This window comes from Ruegeria sp. HKCCD6426 (assembly GCF_057221115.1).
Genome location: NZ_JBWVBF010000002.1, coordinates 126374 through 143450 on the forward strand (window position 1 = coordinate 126374; position 17077 = coordinate 143450).

18 protein-coding genes are annotated in these 17077 nt (G+C 54.1%); 12 read left to right on the top strand and 6 right to left on the bottom strand.

Going from position 1 to position 17077, the window contains the following annotated elements:
* Positions 1-37: 37 nt before the first annotated feature.
* A complete protein-coding gene (locus tag AC2TDA_RS05280; RefSeq protein WP_480849959.1) occupies positions 38-1123 on the bottom strand; it encodes a polyamine ABC transporter substrate-binding protein in 1086 nt (361 codons plus the stop codon).
* Positions 1124-1532: 409 nt separating this feature from the next.
* The gene (locus AC2TDA_RS05285) at positions 1533-2585 is read right to left on the bottom strand and encodes a zinc ABC transporter substrate-binding protein (protein ID WP_480880740.1); all 1053 of its coding nucleotides are present in this window, start codon (positions 2583-2585) and stop codon (positions 1533-1535) included.
* A 56-nt stretch (positions 2586-2641) separates the two neighbouring features.
* Here AC2TDA_RS05285 and AC2TDA_RS05290 point away from each other — a divergent pair, with 56 nt between their 5' ends.
* The 7 genes from AC2TDA_RS05290 to AC2TDA_RS05320 all read left to right on the top strand — a co-directional run bounded on the left by AC2TDA_RS05290 (position 2642) and on the right by AC2TDA_RS05320 (position 10075).
* The gene (locus tag AC2TDA_RS05290; RefSeq protein ID WP_480849956.1) at positions 2642-3154 is read left to right on the top strand and encodes a Fur family transcriptional regulator; all 513 of its coding nucleotides are present in this window, start codon (positions 2642-2644) and stop codon (positions 3152-3154) included.
* A 2-nt stretch (positions 3155-3156) separates the two neighbouring features.
* Positions 3157-3897: an ATP-binding cassette domain-containing protein gene (locus AC2TDA_RS05295; protein WP_480880739.1), complete on the top strand. Its 741-nt coding sequence runs from the start codon at positions 3157-3159 to the stop codon at positions 3895-3897.
* The gene (locus AC2TDA_RS05300; RefSeq protein ID WP_480880737.1) at positions 3897-4694 is read left to right on the top strand and encodes an iron chelate uptake ABC transporter family permease subunit; all 798 of its coding nucleotides are present in this window, start codon (positions 3897-3899) and stop codon (positions 4692-4694) included. Before AC2TDA_RS05295 ends, AC2TDA_RS05300 begins: the two co-directional genes overlap by 1 nt.
* A 207-nt stretch (positions 4695-4901) precedes the next feature.
* Complete coding sequence (gene nadA, locus AC2TDA_RS05305; RefSeq protein WP_480849950.1) at positions 4902-5954, top strand: quinolinate synthase NadA; 1053 nt, start codon at positions 4902-4904, stop codon at positions 5952-5954.
* 8 nt (positions 5955-5962) lie between these two features.
* Positions 5963-7528, top strand: coding sequence for an L-aspartate oxidase (locus AC2TDA_RS05310; RefSeq protein WP_480880735.1), 1566 nt, complete (start codon positions 5963-5965; stop codon positions 7526-7528).
* Positions 7525-8373: a carboxylating nicotinate-nucleotide diphosphorylase gene (gene nadC / locus AC2TDA_RS05315; protein WP_480849946.1), complete on the top strand. Its 849-nt coding sequence runs from the start codon at positions 7525-7527 to the stop codon at positions 8371-8373. The genes AC2TDA_RS05310 and nadC overlap by 4 nt, the downstream gene beginning before the upstream one ends.
* 163 nt (positions 8374-8536) lie before the next feature.
* Positions 8537-10075, top strand: a complete 1539-nt coding sequence (locus tag AC2TDA_RS05320; protein ID WP_480880733.1) for a sulfatase-like hydrolase/transferase — start codon at positions 8537-8539, stop codon at positions 10073-10075.
* A 401-nt stretch (positions 10076-10476) separates the two neighbouring features.
* Here AC2TDA_RS05320 and AC2TDA_RS05325 read toward each other — a convergent pair whose 3' ends face one another.
* Positions 10477-11115 (bottom strand): hypothetical protein, encoded by a 639-nt coding sequence (locus tag AC2TDA_RS05325; RefSeq protein WP_480880732.1) that lies wholly within the window; start codon positions 11113-11115, stop codon positions 10477-10479.
* 430 nt (positions 11116-11545) lie between these two features.
* Between AC2TDA_RS05325 and AC2TDA_RS05330 the strand changes: the two genes are divergently transcribed.
* The 3 genes from AC2TDA_RS05330 (at position 11546) to AC2TDA_RS05340 (ending at position 12808) form a co-directional block, all read left to right on the top strand.
* Complete coding sequence (locus AC2TDA_RS05330; protein WP_480880731.1) at positions 11546-11668, top strand: hypothetical protein; 123 nt, start codon at positions 11546-11548, stop codon at positions 11666-11668.
* A gap of 193 nt (positions 11669-11861) precedes the next feature.
* The gene (locus tag AC2TDA_RS05335; protein ID WP_480880886.1) at positions 11862-12095 is read left to right on the top strand and encodes a helix-turn-helix domain-containing protein; all 234 of its coding nucleotides are present in this window, start codon (positions 11862-11864) and stop codon (positions 12093-12095) included.
* Positions 12092-12808: a BglII/BstYI family type II restriction endonuclease gene (locus AC2TDA_RS05340; RefSeq protein ID WP_480880730.1), complete on the top strand. Its 717-nt coding sequence runs from the start codon at positions 12092-12094 to the stop codon at positions 12806-12808. Before AC2TDA_RS05335 ends, AC2TDA_RS05340 begins: the two co-directional genes overlap by 4 nt.
* On the opposite strand, the gene AC2TDA_RS05345 is transcribed toward AC2TDA_RS05340, so the two are convergent.
* Positions 12798-13745: a DNA-methyltransferase gene (locus AC2TDA_RS05345; RefSeq protein WP_480880729.1), complete on the bottom strand. Its 948-nt coding sequence runs from the start codon at positions 13743-13745 to the stop codon at positions 12798-12800. The two genes, AC2TDA_RS05340 and AC2TDA_RS05345, sit on opposite strands and share 11 nt — an antisense overlap.
* Before the next feature lie 288 nt (positions 13746-14033).
* On the opposite strand from AC2TDA_RS05345, the gene AC2TDA_RS05350 reads away from it, so the two are divergent.
* Both AC2TDA_RS05350 and AC2TDA_RS05355 read left to right on the top strand, forming a co-directional pair.
* Complete coding sequence (locus AC2TDA_RS05350) at positions 14034-15320, top strand: DUF3987 domain-containing protein (protein WP_480880728.1); 1287 nt, start codon at positions 14034-14036, stop codon at positions 15318-15320.
* Between the two features lie 105 nt (positions 15321-15425).
* Positions 15426-15725: a hypothetical protein gene (locus AC2TDA_RS05355; protein ID WP_480880727.1), complete on the top strand. Its 300-nt coding sequence runs from the start codon at positions 15426-15428 to the stop codon at positions 15723-15725.
* Positions 15726-15767: 42 nt separating this feature from the next.
* On the opposite strand, the gene AC2TDA_RS05360 is transcribed toward AC2TDA_RS05355, so the two are convergent.
* Positions 15768-16193, bottom strand: coding sequence for a hypothetical protein (locus AC2TDA_RS05360; RefSeq protein WP_480880725.1), 426 nt, complete (start codon positions 16191-16193; stop codon positions 15768-15770).
* Complete coding sequence (locus AC2TDA_RS05365; RefSeq protein ID WP_480880723.1) at positions 16190-17002, bottom strand: plasmid recombination protein; 813 nt, start codon at positions 17000-17002, stop codon at positions 16190-16192. The genes AC2TDA_RS05360 and AC2TDA_RS05365 overlap by 4 nt, the downstream gene beginning before the upstream one ends.
* Positions 17003-17077: the final 75 nt, after the last annotated feature.

The window sequence follows — 17077 nt, forward strand, 5'->3', positions numbered from 1 at the left end:
CACACAAGGCTAGCCAGCGCCTAGGCCCATGTGCAAGCTACAGGCCGGATTTGATACGCGTCCACATGCGTGTCGCAAATCGTTGCGTTTCTGAATCCCAAGGCATCTTCATATAGAGGTTTTCCAAGCCCTCTTCAGACGGATAGAGACCCGGATCATTCAGAATCTCTTCTTTCAAGAATTCCTGCGCCGCAAGGTTGCCGTTTGCATACCAAACATAGTTTGAAATTGCGGCCGCGTTTTCTGGTTCCATGAGGAAGTTGATAAATGCATGACCCGCCGCCGAGTTCGGAGCATCCGCAGGGATCGCAATCTGATCAAACCACATGCCGGACCCTTCCCGGAACGCGCCATATGCGATCTCGACTCCGTTTTCTGCCTCCGCAGCCCGGTCACGCGCTTGCAGGGCGTCACCGGACCAGGCGATGGAAACACAGACTTCACCTGTTGCAAGAGCCGAAATATAGCCCGTCGAGTTGAAAGTCTTGACGTATGGACGGACCGCACTGAGAACTGGTTCAGCTTTGGCAATCACCTCGAGATCCTGTGAATTCGGATCCTCTCCGATATAGGTCAACGCGGCTGGTACAAGCTCGGAAGGCGCATCCAGAAAGTTCACGCCACAATCTGCCAGCTTGGACACATATTCCGGGTTGAAGAGCAACTCCAACGTGTCCAAGGGAATGTCGTCGCCAAGCGCCTCGCGAACTTTCCCGACATTCACAGCAATGCCGGTCGACCCCCACATATAGTTAACCGAGAAGCGGTTTTCCGGATCGAATACTGCAGTTCGTTCTTCGATGACATCCCACATGTGTACAGAGTTCGGAAGCTGATCTTTGTCGAGTGGTTGAAAAACTCCGGCGGCAATCTGGCGTTGCAGAAAAGAGCCCGATGGGAAAACAACGTCGTAACCTGAGTTGCCCGCGAGCAATTTGGTTTCAAGCAGGTCATTGGAGTCGAAGTTGTCATAGACCACATCGATCCCAGTTTCGGCAGTGAATTTTTCTAGCAGAGACTCGTCGATATAATCCGCCCAGTTGTAAACATAGACTGTCTGCTCGGCGTACACCGCCGATGTTGCAATCAAGGTTAGTGCCGCCGAAGTCAAAACTGATTTCATTATGCTCTCCAAAGGTTCTGCTGCATCGCTTTGATTGGCTGGGAGCGACACGTTTTGCATGCACTATGCTTGCTTGGCCAATTGAACAAGCCCGCAATGAACAGGATCGCGATATGGGCCTCCGCTCGTTGCTTGCGGTGCCTTCCATAACTTAGAGGCTGTCAGTTCGCATCAGAGGTCTTCTAGCGATATTTATTTAGCCAAGTTTGCGGATCACGCTTTCGATCCTGCCAATTGACGCAACTTAGTGGTTTACCGGCGCGAGGAGCACTGCCTTGTTCTGCTTGATGCTCAGAACCGCGTTTGTACGAAATCCCCGTGCCCCATAAAGCCATTTGTTGCTTAAGAGTGAGTAGACAGGGCACCAAGCTTGACCAATGTTGGTTTTCTCGCCGGGCGCCTCCAGTCCCTAAAGACACTCAGCTAACGTTTTAGCCATATTCCGGATGATATGTGGGTAAAGGGCTGTGCCGGTTTCAGTATCTGCTCCGATCGGATCGATCATGCCGGTCTTGGCATCTGTTCCGTCTAGGACGGTGCGCACGAGGCCAGCGTTGAACTGCGGTTCGGTTAGAACGCAGTCAATGCCCTCTTCACGGATTCGGCGCTGGATTTCTGCAATACGGGCCGGGCTAGGGTCGGATGCGTCGCTGAGCGAAATCGCCCCTGAGGCCGGGAAGTCGAAGGCGTCCTCGAAGTACTGATAGGCGTCGTGGAAGACAATAAAGCTGCCACCACGAACCGGCTTAAGTATCTCGGCGACCTCGGCTGACAGCGCATCCATTTCTGAACGTGCCGCGGCCGCGTTCGAAAAATATGCACCTGCGTTCTCCGGATCCGCTGAGGAAAGCTGCGCTGCAATCAGGTTAAGCCAAGTGCTGGCGTTTTCCAATGAAAGCCAGGCGTGAGGGTCATGCTCTCCATGGCCGTGCGCATCATGATCGTGGTCTCCATGCTCTGCATGTTCTTCGTGACCATGATCGTCATCTTCGGCGTGTTCTTCATGCTCATCATCATGATGTTCATCATCATGGACATGTTCGTCATCTTCCACATGCTCTTCGTGATTGTGGTCATCATCATCGCTATGGTCGTGCGCTTCAAACAAAGCACCCTCGCGGAAATCCAACAGAACAGTGCCATCCGAAGCCAGCAAAGACGTAACTGTGGCGCCGCCCGCAAGTGTTTCTACTGCACTTTCCATCCACGGTGTCAGATCCGATCCCATCCAGAATACCAGATCCGCCTCTTGCAGTGCTGCAGCTTCGGACGGTCGAAGGTTGTACTCGTGGGGTGAAGCACCCGGCTGTACGATCAGGTCGGGAGCGCCAACACCTTCCATTACCCGCGCTACCAGTGAATGGATCGGCGCAATATCAACAGCCACTTTCGGAACATCTGCGATGGCCGTACCACCCATCAGTGCGACCATCATCGAAACAGGAAGAAGCTTTCTGGACATCAGACCCTCGGTGTGATTTTATAACATTGCGAGCGACATATATGATATGAAATAACATGACAAGTGAAACACAGCCCACGCCGAAAGATGACTCGGCCCTCGTCGGATTTCAGAAACATGACCATGAGCATTGCGTTGAATCCGCGCTGGCCACGACAGAAGCGCGGTGCAAAGAAGAAGGACTGCGCCTAACACCGGTTCGGCGAAAAGTGTTGGAAATGCTGCTGCAAGAACACCGTGCGCTCGGAGCTTATTCGATCCTTGACCGCCTACGCGAAGAAGGCTTCGGCTCTCAACCACCGGTGGCTTACCGTGCGCTCGATTTTTTGGTTGAGAATGGGTTTGTCCACAAGATTGAGCGACTGAATGCATTTGTTGCCTGTTCGCACCCGGGTGCGTCCCATTCACCGGCGTTCATGATTTGCAGGCTCTGCGATGCCGTGGCCGAGGCGCAGTCCTCGCCCACCAAGGGCGCGCTTGGCGCTGCCGCGCGCGCTGCGGGGTTCGAGATCGAGCGAACCGTTGTGGAAGTCGAGGGCGTTTGCCCGGCCTGCAGTGAAAAGGCATAAGAATGGCCCTTGTAACTGTTGATGACGTCAGCATTTGCTACGGCGCAAACACTGTGTTGCGTCATGTAGATATGCAGATTGAGCCAGGCGAGATCGTGACGATTGTCGGACCGAATGGCTCGGGCAAAACCAGCCTGTTGCGGGCCATTATCGGCGCGACCAAACCTTCGGTTGGTCGGGTTATGCGAAAGCCAGGACTAAGAATCGGGTACGTGCCCCAGAAGCTGCACATCGACCCGACGCTGCCCATCACTGTCGAGCGGTTCATGCGCCTGACCAATCCCGTGTCGCGACAGGATTGTGCAAATGCCCTTGAATCGGCAGGTGTGCCCGACCTTCTGAAGCGCCAGATGTCGCAGCTGTCAGGCGGGCAATTTCAGCGGGTACTGTTGGCACGGGCTTTGATCAACCGGCCTGAAATTCTGCTGCTGGATGAGGCGACACAAGGCCTCGACCAGCCCGGTTCGGCTGCGTTTTATCGTCAGATCGAATCTGTGCGACGCGAAACCGGATGCGCTATCTTGATGATTAGTCACGAACTACACGTAGTCATGAGCGCATCCGACAGGGTGATTTGCCTCAATGGGCATGTCTGTTGCGAAGGTTCACCCGCAGTGGTCGCTTCGGCCCCGGAATATAGGGCCTTGTTTGGCACAGGTACCGGTGGCGCCCTCGCACTTTATCGCCACGACCATGACCACGATCATGACCATGGTCCAAATTCTCAGGAAGCAGCGGAATAATGCTGGATGATTTCATGACGCGGGCTACGCTCGCTGGCGTTGGTGTTGCTTTTGCGGCCGCTCCGCTTGGGTGTTTTGTCGTCTGGCGCCGAATGGCCTATTTCGGAGATGCCACGGCACATGCTGCTATCCTTGGCGTCGCGCTATCACTGACGTTACAAATGTCGATCTTTACCGGCGCACTGGCGGTTGCGCTTTTGATGGCGTTGACAGTGACGCTCTTGGCGGGCCGCGGATATGCCATGGACACTTTGCTGGGCGTTCTGGCGCATTCTGCATTGGCGTTTGGCCTTGTTGCTGTCTCGTTCCTGTCCGGCGTTCGCATCGATTTGATGGCCTATCTGTTTGGCGACATTCTTGCGGTTTCGCGCACCGATTTGGCAGTGATCTGGGGAGGCGCGGCCCTAGTAGTGGCGCTGATCACGTGGCGCTGGTCTCAGTTACTGACCGCGACACTGAATGAAGAGCTGGCCTATGCCAGCGGCTTCGACCCCAAGCGCGAACAGTTGATCCTGACCCTGTCTCTGGCCGTCACCGTTGCCGTGGCGATCAAGGTCGTTGGTGTGCTGTTGATCGCGGCCATGCTGATCATTCCTGCTGCTGCTGCCCGCAGCCTTGCGCGTTCACCTGAGTCCATGGCCGTTATCGCGGCGGCAATCGGCGCGACCTCGGTCGTCGCGGGCCTGCGGTCGGCATATGTCTTTGACACGCCTGCCGGACCATCGATTGTCTGCGTTGCGGCTGTCTTGTTTGCGTGTTTCAGCCTTGTCGGCCGGAATAACCAACGACAGGTGTAAAGCGGCGTGAATCACGCAAGCTTTTCCACACGTCGCATGACTCAAGCGCCGTCGATCGCCAACTTTCCTCTGGCCTGAGCGAAGAACGGTCAGATAGTTCCTATGGGAAACAAATTTTTGGGACAAACTCCCTAATTGGGTGGTGGTCATTCCAAATCAAACCCAATATCTAAGGCTCCACGAGTTCATCAGGCAGAAAACAGTCCCGTGTTCGACCTACCGGCGCAGCGTGCGCATCTCTCCGAAAAATACGACCTAACCCCATCGCCCGAGCTGGCCGCCAGCATGAGCGACATCTATGACCGCATGTCCCGCGTCGTGTCACCCGCGGACTGGGCGATCTTTGCACCCTACGTGAAGGCGATCAACGATCTGAAGGCCGAGCGTAATGCGGTCATTCTGGGCCATAACTACATGACGCCCGAGATTTACCACGGCATCTCGGATTTCGGTGGTGACAGTCTGCAATTGGCCATCAAGGCAACCGAGGTCGAGGCGGACGTGATCGTACAATGCGGCGTGCATTTCATGGCCGAGACGTCCAAAATACTCAGCCCTGAAAAAACCGTGCTGATGCCGGATATGGAAGCCGGTTGTTCGCTGGCGGAATCGATTACAGCTGAGGGTATTGAGGAAATGCGTCGCCGCTATCCCGGCGCACCGGTGGTGTCTTATGTCAACACCACGGCCGAGGTCAAAGCAGCCTCGGACATTTGCTGCACCTCGTCCAATGCCGCCCAGATCGTCGCGGCGCAGGACAGCCATACGGTTATCATGACGCCCGATCAGTACCTGGCGCAGAACGTCGCGCGCGACGTGCCGCAAAAAAACGTGGTCTGGTGGGAAGGCTCTTGCATTGTACACGAACAATATAGCGCCAGCGATCTGCGCGATTTCCGTGAGTGGAACCCGGGCACGCGGCTGATTGCGCATCCCGAATGCCCGCCTGACGTGGTGGCCGAGGCAGATTTCTCGGGCTCGACCAGTGGCATCATCAAATACGTCACCGACAAGAAACCCGAAAAGGCGCTACTGATCACCGAATGCTCGATGGCTTCGAACATCGCGGACGCACTGCCTGAGGTCGACTTCGTCGGTCCCTGCAACATGTGCCCCTATATGAAGAAGATCACGCTGGAAAAGGTGCTGTTTGCGCTTGATACGATGACCGGACAAGTCGAAGTTGACGCCCAAATCGCCGACAAGGCACGCCTTTCGGTTCAGCGGATGATTGACCTGTCCCGCCAGTTGGGCATCTGATCAGCCCGATGCAAGAGGTCACCACCCCTCGAGTGGTTATCATCGGCGCTGGCCTGGCTGCAGTGTATGCAGCGTTGAAACTGGCGCCGTGCCCGGTAGTTATGATCTCGCCTGAAGCCTTGGGGTCCGGTGCAAGCTCGGCCTGGGCGCAGGGTGGTGTAGCCGCTGCCATGGCTCCAACCGACAGTGCCGAGGCGCATGCCGATGACACGATGCGCGCAGGGGCCGGATCGGTCCTGCGCGAAGTGGCCGAGTTTGTGACCCGAGCAGCACCTGGTCATGTGCTTGATCTTTCCGACCTTGGAACCGGCTTCGATCGCACAGCAGACGGAGGCTTCGTTCAGTCCCGGGAAGCTGCACATTCAGCCGCGCGTGTGGTGCGGGTCAAAGGTGATCAGGCGGGCGCCGAGATCATGCGAGCACTGATTTCCGAGCTGCGCCGGACACCGTCTGTTCAGGTGATCGAAGGCGCGCAGGCAGTTGGGCTGGAAAGCGATGGCACACGCGTCACTGGGGTTTTCCTCACCAGCGCCGAAGCCCCCGAGGCAGAGCCGGTGTTGGTCCGGGGTGCTGCCCATGTTTTGGCTACAGGCGGCTCCGCAGGTTTATATGCACTTACGACCAATCCCGCGCGTATCAGGGGGCAAGGGATCGGCATGGCAGCCCGCGCCGGAGCGCAAATCGCCGACGCCGAGTTCGTGCAGTTTCACCCCACCGCGATCGACGTGGGCGAAGACCCCGCGCCGTTGGCGACCGAGGCGTTGCGTGGAGAAGGCGCCGCGCTGATCGACAATACCGGGCACCGGTTCATGTCTGGCATCCACCCCGACGAGGAGCTGGCGCCGCGCGATATCGTGGCCCGCGCCGTCTATCTGCAGTCTCAGGCAGGGTATCGTCCTGCACTCGACACGCGCGCAGCGATAGGAGCCGAAATCGCAACGCAGTTTCCGGCGGTGACCGAAGCCTGCATCCGCAATGGCGTTGATCCGTTGACCCAGCCAATCCCGGTTGCGGCTGCCGCGCATTACCACATGGGCGGCGTGGCCACGAACATGACAGGCCGCAGTTCGCTGGAAGGGCTGTGGGTGTGCGGCGAAGCCGCCTCGACCGGCTTGCATGGCGCCAACCGTCTGGCGTCGAATGGTTTGCTTGAAGCCTTGGTCTTTGCTCGCACATGTGCCCAGGACATTGCGACTGTCGTGTCTGATGGCAAAGCGCCACGGCTCGCTATTGAATTTGGCTCTGGCCGCACAAGTGAACGGACCCCAGCGGTTGAAGCATTGCGAGAAACAATGACCAACCTAGTCGGCGTGGTGCGAAATGGTACTGGGCTGCGTCGGGCGTTGCTTACCATCGCCGAACTTGAGTCTGAAAACACGAATTCAGCCCCGTTTCTCAACATGACAGCGACGGCCACTCTGATCGCGGCCGCTGCACTCGCCCGCACTGAAAGCCGCGGCGCGCACTTCCGATCCGATTTCCCGCAGGCCGCATCTGGCAACGGCCAACGCTCTGTTCTGACTTTGCGCGAGGCGTTGGAGCTGCGCGATAAAACTGCAAAGGAAGCCACATGACCTTTCCCGCATTGCCCAACCTGATCCTGGAACCTCTGGTCCGCTCTGCGTTGATGGAAGATCTGGGCGCCAACGGCGACATAACATCGCTAACCGTGATCCCGGCCGAGACGACCTATTCCGCTCGACTTAATGCGCGCGAGGACGCGGTCGTTTCAGGGCTTCAGGTGGCTGATCTGGCATTCCGGCTTGTTGATCCGTCGCTTGAAATCACATCACATCTGCATGACGGGCAACGCTGCTCAAAGGGTGACACGCTGATGGAAATAAAGGGCAAGGCGTCCTCGATCCTGTCGGGTGAACGGGTTGCACTGAACTTTGCCGGGCGACTGTGCGGCGTGGCAACCGCGACTGCGGCATTGGTGGCCGAGGCCGAAGGCACCAAGGCACGCATCACCTGCACCCGCAAAACCACGCCGGGGTTGCGCATTGTCGAGAAGCAGGCCGTGCTACATGGTGGCGGGTTCAACCACCGGTTCTCTCTGTCTGATGCGATACTGATCAAAGACAATCACATTGCCGCCGCGGGTGGCGTACGTGCGGTGCTGGAGGCAACAAAAGCCCGCGCCTCACATATGATGAAGGTCGAGATCGAGGTTGATCATCTGGATCAACTTGCCGAAGTGCTGGAATTCGGCGGCGCAGATGTGGTCCTGCTGGACAACATGGGCGCTGACACGCTGGCCGAGGCGGTTTCGATGGTGGATGGCAGATTGGTGACTGAGGCTTCGGGCAACGTAACCCGAGAAACGGTAGCGGCCATTGCTGCAACAGGCGTGGATTACATCTCGTCTGGGGCGTTGACGCATTCTTACCGGACCATTGATCTGGGCCTGGACTTTTGATCCGATAACTTCTCTCGGTTTCTGTCGTGAAAGCAAATAGTCGTTGTTGATTTCGACGTCTTTTTTGCCCTTTCTGTTGGCAAGGTAAGTTGCAGCGATTCACTCTGAGTGGCGCGAAATTCCAGATACGGAGAATCGGTCTGGCGAACAGGAGCACGAAACAATGTGCGGTAAGAAAAACGTCCTTTTCATAATTGTCGATCAATTGCGCGCAGATTGTTTGTTCGGGGATCTGGCAAGCCATGTGGAGCTACCTCATTTACGTGCATTGATGGACGATAGCGTTACCTTTACCCGGCATTTTTCGGTGACTAACCCGTGCGGGCCTTCGCGTGCGTCACTTTTGACCGGGCAATATGCGATGAACCATCGGTCGGTTCGCAACGGAACGCCGCTTCGCCATGACACTCCTACGATCGCAAGTGAAGTGCGCAAAGCTGGGTACCTTCCGATGTTGTTCGGCTATACCGACACGTCACAGGACCCCCGGGTGTTCGACGTCAACGACCCGGCCCTCCGATCCTACGAGTTTCACATGGCGGGCTTTCAGGAAATGCTCGAGATGCGACTGGAGATGTCATTTCCTTGGCGCTCGCATCTGAAAAACAAAGGTTACGAGTTCGACAGCTACTTCGATGTGTTCAAACCGGTTGCCTCCAATGGTAATGCGCCAGCATTAAACGACCCGGCTTTTTATGCAGCCGAAGATAGTGACACCGCCTTTCTGACGGATCGTTTTCTGGAAACCATGCCGGCTTATGCCGATGAAGGCACCGGGTGGTTTGCCCATCTGACCTATATTCGTCCGCACCCTCCACTTGTCGCACCTGCGCCTTACAACCGGATGTATGACCCTGCCTCTCTGCCTTTGCCGACACGTCTGGAGACGCCTGAAGCCGAGGACGCCCTTCACGCCTTCCTGGCCTCTACTCGTACCAACTGTGATGTGTCCGGGTTCGTCGAAGGTTTCGCGGATTTGGAGCCCACGGATGAGGTCGTTCGGACTTTGCGGTCGGTCTACCTGGGGTTGGCCACCGAAGTAGATCACCATATTGGTCGTGTCGTGTCCTTTTTGAAGGAAACCGGGCAGTATGACGATACTTTGCTTGTTGTCACCTCGGACCACGGCGAAATGCTGGGTGACCGACATTGCTGGGGTAAAATGTCGGTCTTTGATGCAGCCTACCATACGCCATTGATCGTACACATGCCCGGCGGATCCGAAGGTCTAACCATCAACGCACCCACCGAGTCTATCGATATTACGCCCACGATTCTTGATTGGGTTGACCAAACCGTGCCGGATGCGATGAACGGCTGTACGCTGATGCCCTTCCTGCGTGGTGAAACCCCTGTAGAATGGCGCAGCTTTTCTTTCTCAGAGCTGGACTTTGCCGATCCGATCGATCCTACACACTGGCAACGCGATCTGGGCACCGGCTTGGCCGATAGCTGCCTTTGTATTCTACGTGATGATCGGTTCACACTGGTAGAGTTCGCGGCGGACCTGCCGCCGCTCTTGTTCGACAGCGCTGGTAGTGGTGAAATGGAGAACGTCGCGGATCGCTCGGAATATACCGAGACACTAAACCGAATGACCCGTGAAATGTTGCGCTATCGGATGAAGCAAATGGACAAAGCTCTGTCAAACTGGATGATAACGTCCGACGGTCCTCGTCATCTGACACAGCGCTCAGTTTGAATGGATTGGTATACCCACTCCAAGCATCTAATTTCGTTCCGATCGGCCTTGGTGTTCGCATGTTTCAGTGCGAAGCACCGTTGCTATCTCTATCTACGACGCTTTTTACCAGGTGATTATGCCAAAAGGGCCTGTGGTTCACCGCGTCTTGTCGACCGATTTGTTGGCGCTTAAGGGACGCTGGCCTGCATACCTGGACGCTTCCGTGGCTAAGCCCGAAACCGCATCAACGGCGCGATCTATTGCTGAACGTATGTCGCCTGGTGACCTCAGGTTTTCCGGAAGTGATGGTATCTCTACTTCTGGAAGGCCAAAGGAACCAATTGAGACAGATACAGATGGCCTTCCATAACTGCCAAACGTCAGCTTAACTATTTTCTCTACCAATTCTAAAATGATTCTCACTCGAAATTCTTAACTATAAAAAAGGGGAATATTCCATAATTTGCCGCTGTTAGATTTCTGTTGTCTGTGGTTTCAACAGCAATCAACACCTCACCTGCTTCAAAAAAATACGTAACCGGGCCATAAACAGGTTTTCTATTCGATTTTGAGAGCTGGAATCGCCACGAGCCTCCATCGACATCCACCGATTGAAGCAGATCATTAATTTCGGCTTCATCCTCTTCGATCACGCATTCGACACTGTCCTCGCAATTATGTAACCAAGATAAATACTTAAAAAAATGTTCGGGTAGCATCTCCACACGTTCAACGTTCCTCTGAATTATCGTACTTCTATTGCTTTTCTTACGTCCTAAGCTAACCAAGCCGTTTTCGCTTTCTGAAATAAAATCACTTCCAGAAAGGCACCTAACTTTGCTTTGCACGCTAGCTTCAAGCTCCCAAATAATTGCGCAGTTTGGAAACACTTGCTTTGGGTAGTCTGGCATCCTGCCTTCTGAGAAGGTGCTGTCGGACAGTGAATTGTCGGCATACGTTTTGCCGACAACCCCGAAAGCTAGAAATACCAACGAAAAATAGATGAATAATAACCGCAAAGAGTTAACCTCCAAGATGTTGCGATTTAGCTGAGCCATACATTTTATCTATCAATTGAACCATTTATGTCCGCTTTGTCTGTATTCTCCGCCCGTTATTGAGGTCTAACCTACTGACTAAGCATCACGTTTGATTGAAATTCGTTGGTCAACTGGCCGTCTACCTCAAAGTCCAAAGCGAGATCTTCTGATAAGTCGCACACCTCAAAGCTGAACGTAGTGGTCACGCCACGACGCTGAATGTCAACACATTAGGATTGCCTGCCATTTACGTTTTTTCATTTAAATATAACGCTTTGTGAAAGCTACGCGGTCCATTCCCAGCTCTCTGGCCGCTCCCGGATAGCTCTGCGCTTCACCCCAAGTCGCCCGCATTGCCACACCCAAAAGATGTGCTGAAAGCCCCGCCCAAATCCGCAGGATATCGGACCCATAGATCCGTACAGGGGCGTTGGAGATTACCCGGGGCTTGATCGAACGTGCCTCGGTCCAGGATGAACGTGATAGCGTACAGATCCAACTGGAAGGCGCGCTGACAGCGATGATTGGTCTGGCCAGAATGAACAAAGCCGCCCTGGGTCGGCTGGGTTGACACTGCGTTCAGTAAAAGTGGTTGCGGGAGCAGGATTTGGACTTTGGCGAAATCGCCATGCTCTTTGAAAGAAAAAAATAATACAGAATTTACACTTATAGACCTTAAGAAATCCGCCTTCCGGGGTCAGCTAATCCAAAATGGGGATGATAGTCCGTGGACTCATCGTCCTCTTTTTGGTCCTTCGTGTCGTGTGAAACACGAATGCGACATCATCGAACTCGGGCGACGCGTAAGAGCTAAACGCAAAGAACTGGGTATTACCCAGGAACACTTAGCCGATCTATCAAACCTTGACAGATCGTATGTAGGCGGAATTGAACGCGGTGAGAGAAATATCACATTTGCGGTTCTTTGCCAGCTGGCCGATGCGTTCAACACCGATGTTGCCTCACTTACTAAAGGCATTCCGAGTAGAACAAAATGAAATGGCTGCGCACAATCGTCCTATTCGAAAGGGGCAAGACTTTAGCAAGCGCCGACTGGAAATACTTCCATGAGAGCTATTTGCGATCAATTGCGAACATTGACCACCCAAAGGGGAGCGGAAAACTGACGCTTCGAATGAAAGAAAGAACGACGGGAGGCCAATGGAAACGAAATGGTGTCAACTACCTAAAGCAAAGTTTTCTCGACCACATGACAATATCTGAGGGCTGGGCTCCGGAAGGGGCTGTCGACCTGGGAAAAGCGAGGAAGAAAACACCGCTAAAGTTATACCCAAGCTTGGAAGAGCATTTTGAACCAATCACCTCAAACTTTGGCGGGTTCGACTTCATTACGAAGGGTGAAGATGGAACCCGAGTAGCTATTGAATGGGAAACTGGAAATATCTCTTCCTCCCACAGGAGCATGAATAAACTGGCCATCGCATTGGGAGCAGGAATCATCGATGTCGGCGTTCTAATCGTTCCCAGCAGGGCGCTTTATGAGCACCTGACTGATCGAATTGGGAATATTAGCGAACTCTCCGGCTATCTCGAAATGTGGGCACGTTTGGGTGAAAGTGTCGATCAAGGCCTACTGGCCATTTCCGTCGTTGAACACGACAAGCTAACGGATGACCCATCGTTTCCTTACCTGCCTAAGGGGAAAGATGGGCGCGCACGTGAAGGTAGAGCAAAGAGAGTTAAGAACTAAACAGGTCACTCTGCTTGTCATCGTGAAAATCGCAAGCGCAATGCGGTTGCTCTGCATGGACAGACTTGACGCGATATTTATCTGAAAGAGGATTGCCACTTTTGCTCCTCAATTTGAGATCTTTCTCTGTAAACAGAGTGTTTTTGTTGGCGTGGATTTCGCCAAGATGCTCTCTGTCAGATGCGATATCTGTGAACCTTTCCACGATAGAAGTGCAATCGAGCTCAGTTCCTATCCATCGACGCCCAGTCAACTCCGCAGCAACAAAAGTTGTTCCTGATCCTCCAAATGGATCAAGAACTAATGAGCCCGGGTCCGAGGCCATGCTAACAACACGGTCCATTAGTTTTAATGATAAAGCATTGGCCGCTCGCTTCTTGTATTTTGCGTGTCTAACCGGTGGAATATCAGTCCAGACATCGGTCAAACTAACGCCCGCTGGGTTCATTTTGTGTTTATATCCGCCATAGTCTCGAAGTTCTCCCCCGCAATGCCGACAACAAGGCACAGGTAGCCTATCGGGATGAAAGATCGCTGGCTTGGGACCCTTGACAAAATAAAGAAGAGAATAATGCGAAGGATACAGCCGCTTTTGTATGGGAAGGCTGTATTTGATATCGACTGAGATCCAATGTCTAAATGTCAACGCTTGGCCGAGGTGAGCCCCCAACTGCAGATTCCATTTAGGCAAATTCCAAAGGAACAGTGATCCGCCTGGTTTGAGCACACGAACCATCTCGTCAAGCCAAGCCTTGCACCAGTCAAGATACTCAGCCTCATGGAGAGCATCATTTATTTTGGAAGAATATTCCTTGCCGAGATTGAATGGGGGATCAGCGAACGCGAGATCAACCGTTTCGCCTTCAATGCCAGACAAAACCTGAAGGCAGTCAGCTTCAAACAGAGTTCCAAGGCGGGTTTCAAGTTTGGGTATCATAGTCATCTTTTGGCAGATCAGGATTTGGTGCGCAACAACATACTGGATTGAGGATTAGTGCAGGGCAATCAAAGACTCAAATGATGACAGATAGCTGACCAACTAAAGTCGAAATTTTCATATATATTTCAGCGTTTTGATGATTTTTTGCTGACGCTTTTGCCGCACATGGGCAGCTTGTTATAAAAAAATGCTGAAAATTTCTTTGGTTTCGTCAGCTTTGGCCAATCTCCTTTTCAGCCGGAACAAACACCGGTCAAAACATAAACTGAAAAGGAACATCTTTCTATGTCACCCCATATCCGCAACAACTCCCTAAAAGGAGCCGAGAAGGTTGGCGCGCCCTCGCCTCGCCTTCTCGACTGCCTTTCCGGGCTAACCCCCGAAGGGAAAGAAACCGTCCAAGCATTCCTGAGCTACCAGGGATCGCCCGATTGGGACGGTCTGAAGGTGGTTCCTCCGGGTTCATTCCTCGAAGAAGTCATCGAACTTTTCCGGCGCGAGACAGACATTCCCCTGGAACTGCCGCTGATTGCAGTGCTGTCTATTGTTTCGGGCTACCTCAATGCCCTGGGCGCAAAATACGAGATCAGTGGATCGCTGTATTCACCAAAGCTCTGGACCGTCGTCCTCGCCGCTTCGGGATCCGGCAAGACTTTTGCCACAGATAAGGTTGAAAGCTGGCTGGCTGATGCTGACGGCAAGCCTGTGGTTCCTGCATTGCAATCTGCATCCTCTGCTGCTCAGTTCGTTGCGAATATCCAGCAAGTTCCAAAGGGCCTCATGGTCCGCGACGAGTTCGGCCAGTTCCTCAACCAAATCCAGCATTTAAGGCACATGGAAGAGATCAAAGACGTCTTGCTACAGGCCTATTCTGGCGGAGCGATCACACGCATGACCAAGGAAGCGCAAATCGTCATCCAGGACCACGCCTTCTCGATCCTGGGCATCAATGTTGGCGAAACATTCGGCGATCAAATTGGGGCCGAATCCTTGGTCGATGGTTTCGCACAGCGTTTCAACTTTATTCACGCCGACCGGGACCCCAAGCGGCTCACTCAGGACTTTCCGATCTATTTCGAGGACTGGGACTGTCCCGCCATCCAAAGCCGCTATGCCCGCTTGCGGTCTGATTGGCTGAATTTGCTTTCCCGCACCGAATTTGAGGACGCCACCTTCGCCTTCTGCCCGCAAGCAATTGATCTGTTCAAAGACAGCTTCCGCACGCTGTTCATCGAGGCTGAGATTCCGGCCAGCTTCTATCGACGCGCAATGTTCTCAGCGTTTTCTTATGCTGTCGTATTCCATGCCATCGCGGGCAACAGCGGAACCAGGATCGAACGCGACAGCATGTCTCTCGCTGTTAGAATGGTGGCCCTGCACCTTGACCACGCGCGCCGCCTGTTGACCAGCTACGGCCTCTCCGACCTGGAAAAGACGGTCCAAAAGGCTGAGACCATCCGCGACCGGCTCAAAGCACGCGGCAAGCCACTGAAGGCCCGAGATCTGGTTTCTGGCATCCGGGAGATCAAATCCGCAGCCCAGGCTCACTCTGTCATGAGCCTGATGAGATGATCTTTAGGGGTAGGGGTTCGTTTTTGGCCTTCTCACTCGCGGGAAGGCCAAAAACGAACCCCTACCCCAGATAGACTTCAACCCCTCCGATACAAGAGACCTCTCATGAAAAAAAAATCTGTGACAAAAGAACAAGCCCGTGAAGCAGTTGAACGGCTTCTGGATGCGGTGAGAGCGGACAGCGGGGTGAGCCTCCGGCTGGCCCGTTTCATTCTCTCAACTCATGGCGCTCACAGCGACGTCGATTTCGATCTGTTCCCAAGCCTGGACAATGACAATCTCGAAGCAGCCCACATCGCCATGCGATATTCCCTGTTCGAGCGCCGATATGAGCTTCCGCTTGACTGGGAAGAGGCAATGGAAATCCGCGACTACTGGGAGGAGCGGAGCAAGGCCATCGCCTGACTGACCGCGCCTTGGTCTTCGCCTGCGGCGGCGACCAGGGCGCTATCGCTCACACCCGCGAAAACGCTTCTGGGGCTTGTGCTCGCTTGGCGAAATGTCGGGTTCATCCTCACCTTCAGCCACGCGCTGGAGGATGAGCAAGGCCAGACCATACCGATGGATGCGATCTTCCAAATACTGCATCCGCCAAAGATCCGCATCCATCCCGGCGGACGGCCTGCTCTCCTCGTGCAACTCCTCCGCGCTGACCAGCCCTGACGCGATTACCTCCTTGTAAAAATCGGCCATTATGCGTTCACGCTCCGGCGTGTTGGCGAGGCATTCGGCGAGGAGATCTTTGGCAGGCGTGTTTGTCTTGACCAGCGCCCCCTGTCGCAGCCGCTCAACCTGCTCTGCCTCGACTATCGGGAATTTTGCGATGTCATCACACAATTCGCAAAGTGCTATTGTGAATTCATCATGCTTCATCGGGACCTTCCCCTTGCTTTTGTTTTTGATCGCACCTGTGCCAGGGCGGCACTCGCCGCTCCTCGGTCTTTCTCCTGTTTTTTTCGAGGCTGGAACTTCTGCTGCAAGCTCCTGAGCTTCTCGCCCAGGTGCCTGCGGATCTCGCCATCGAGCAAAGACAATTGAGCAGAAGCCGCCTTCATACGCCCGTTCAGCCATTCCTTCTTAGTCCTGGATCGACGTTCTTTCCTGAGTTCGGTTGGGAGCTTGTCACCCCGCTGAATATCCAGATGCTGCACTGCCGCCGCATACTTATCGTGTAGATCTTCATAGCTATTCAGCGCGGCGAATGCTGGGTGCTTGTGATGGCTGACCTGCTTAACCGTCCGGCGCTTGGTTTTCTTGTCATAGGTCGGAACAATCACCGCATGGATATGTGGCGTGGTTTCGTCGAGATGAGTGGAAATATGAACCGCGTCCTCGCCGAACTCCTTCTTGAGCCATTTGACGCTTTCACGAAGCCAAGGGTTCAGCCTGTCTTTGTCATATTCCCCGCCTTGATCCGCACGACCAGGGCGAAAATACTCCGGCGAAGCTGACAACAATACGCGCGTGATTGGCTTCTCATTGCGCTTGTCGATCTTCGCCCCAGTCTGATCCAAATATTTCCTGACAGCCGCTTCCGGGCACTTGTCGAGGCCGATTGAGGCGTTGAGATGGGTTCTGGTTTCATCCGTGTGGGTTTGATCCCCAATTTCTCGGCGCTCATGCTGCGCATGCGCCTTGAGGGCGTTGAAGCCAATCCGCTCGATGTTCAAAACTGCTTTCATGCAAGGGAAATGGTTCCCGGAGAGCACTCACAAAAACAAAACCGGTTTTTTCATAGCTCACTATGGAAAAATAGG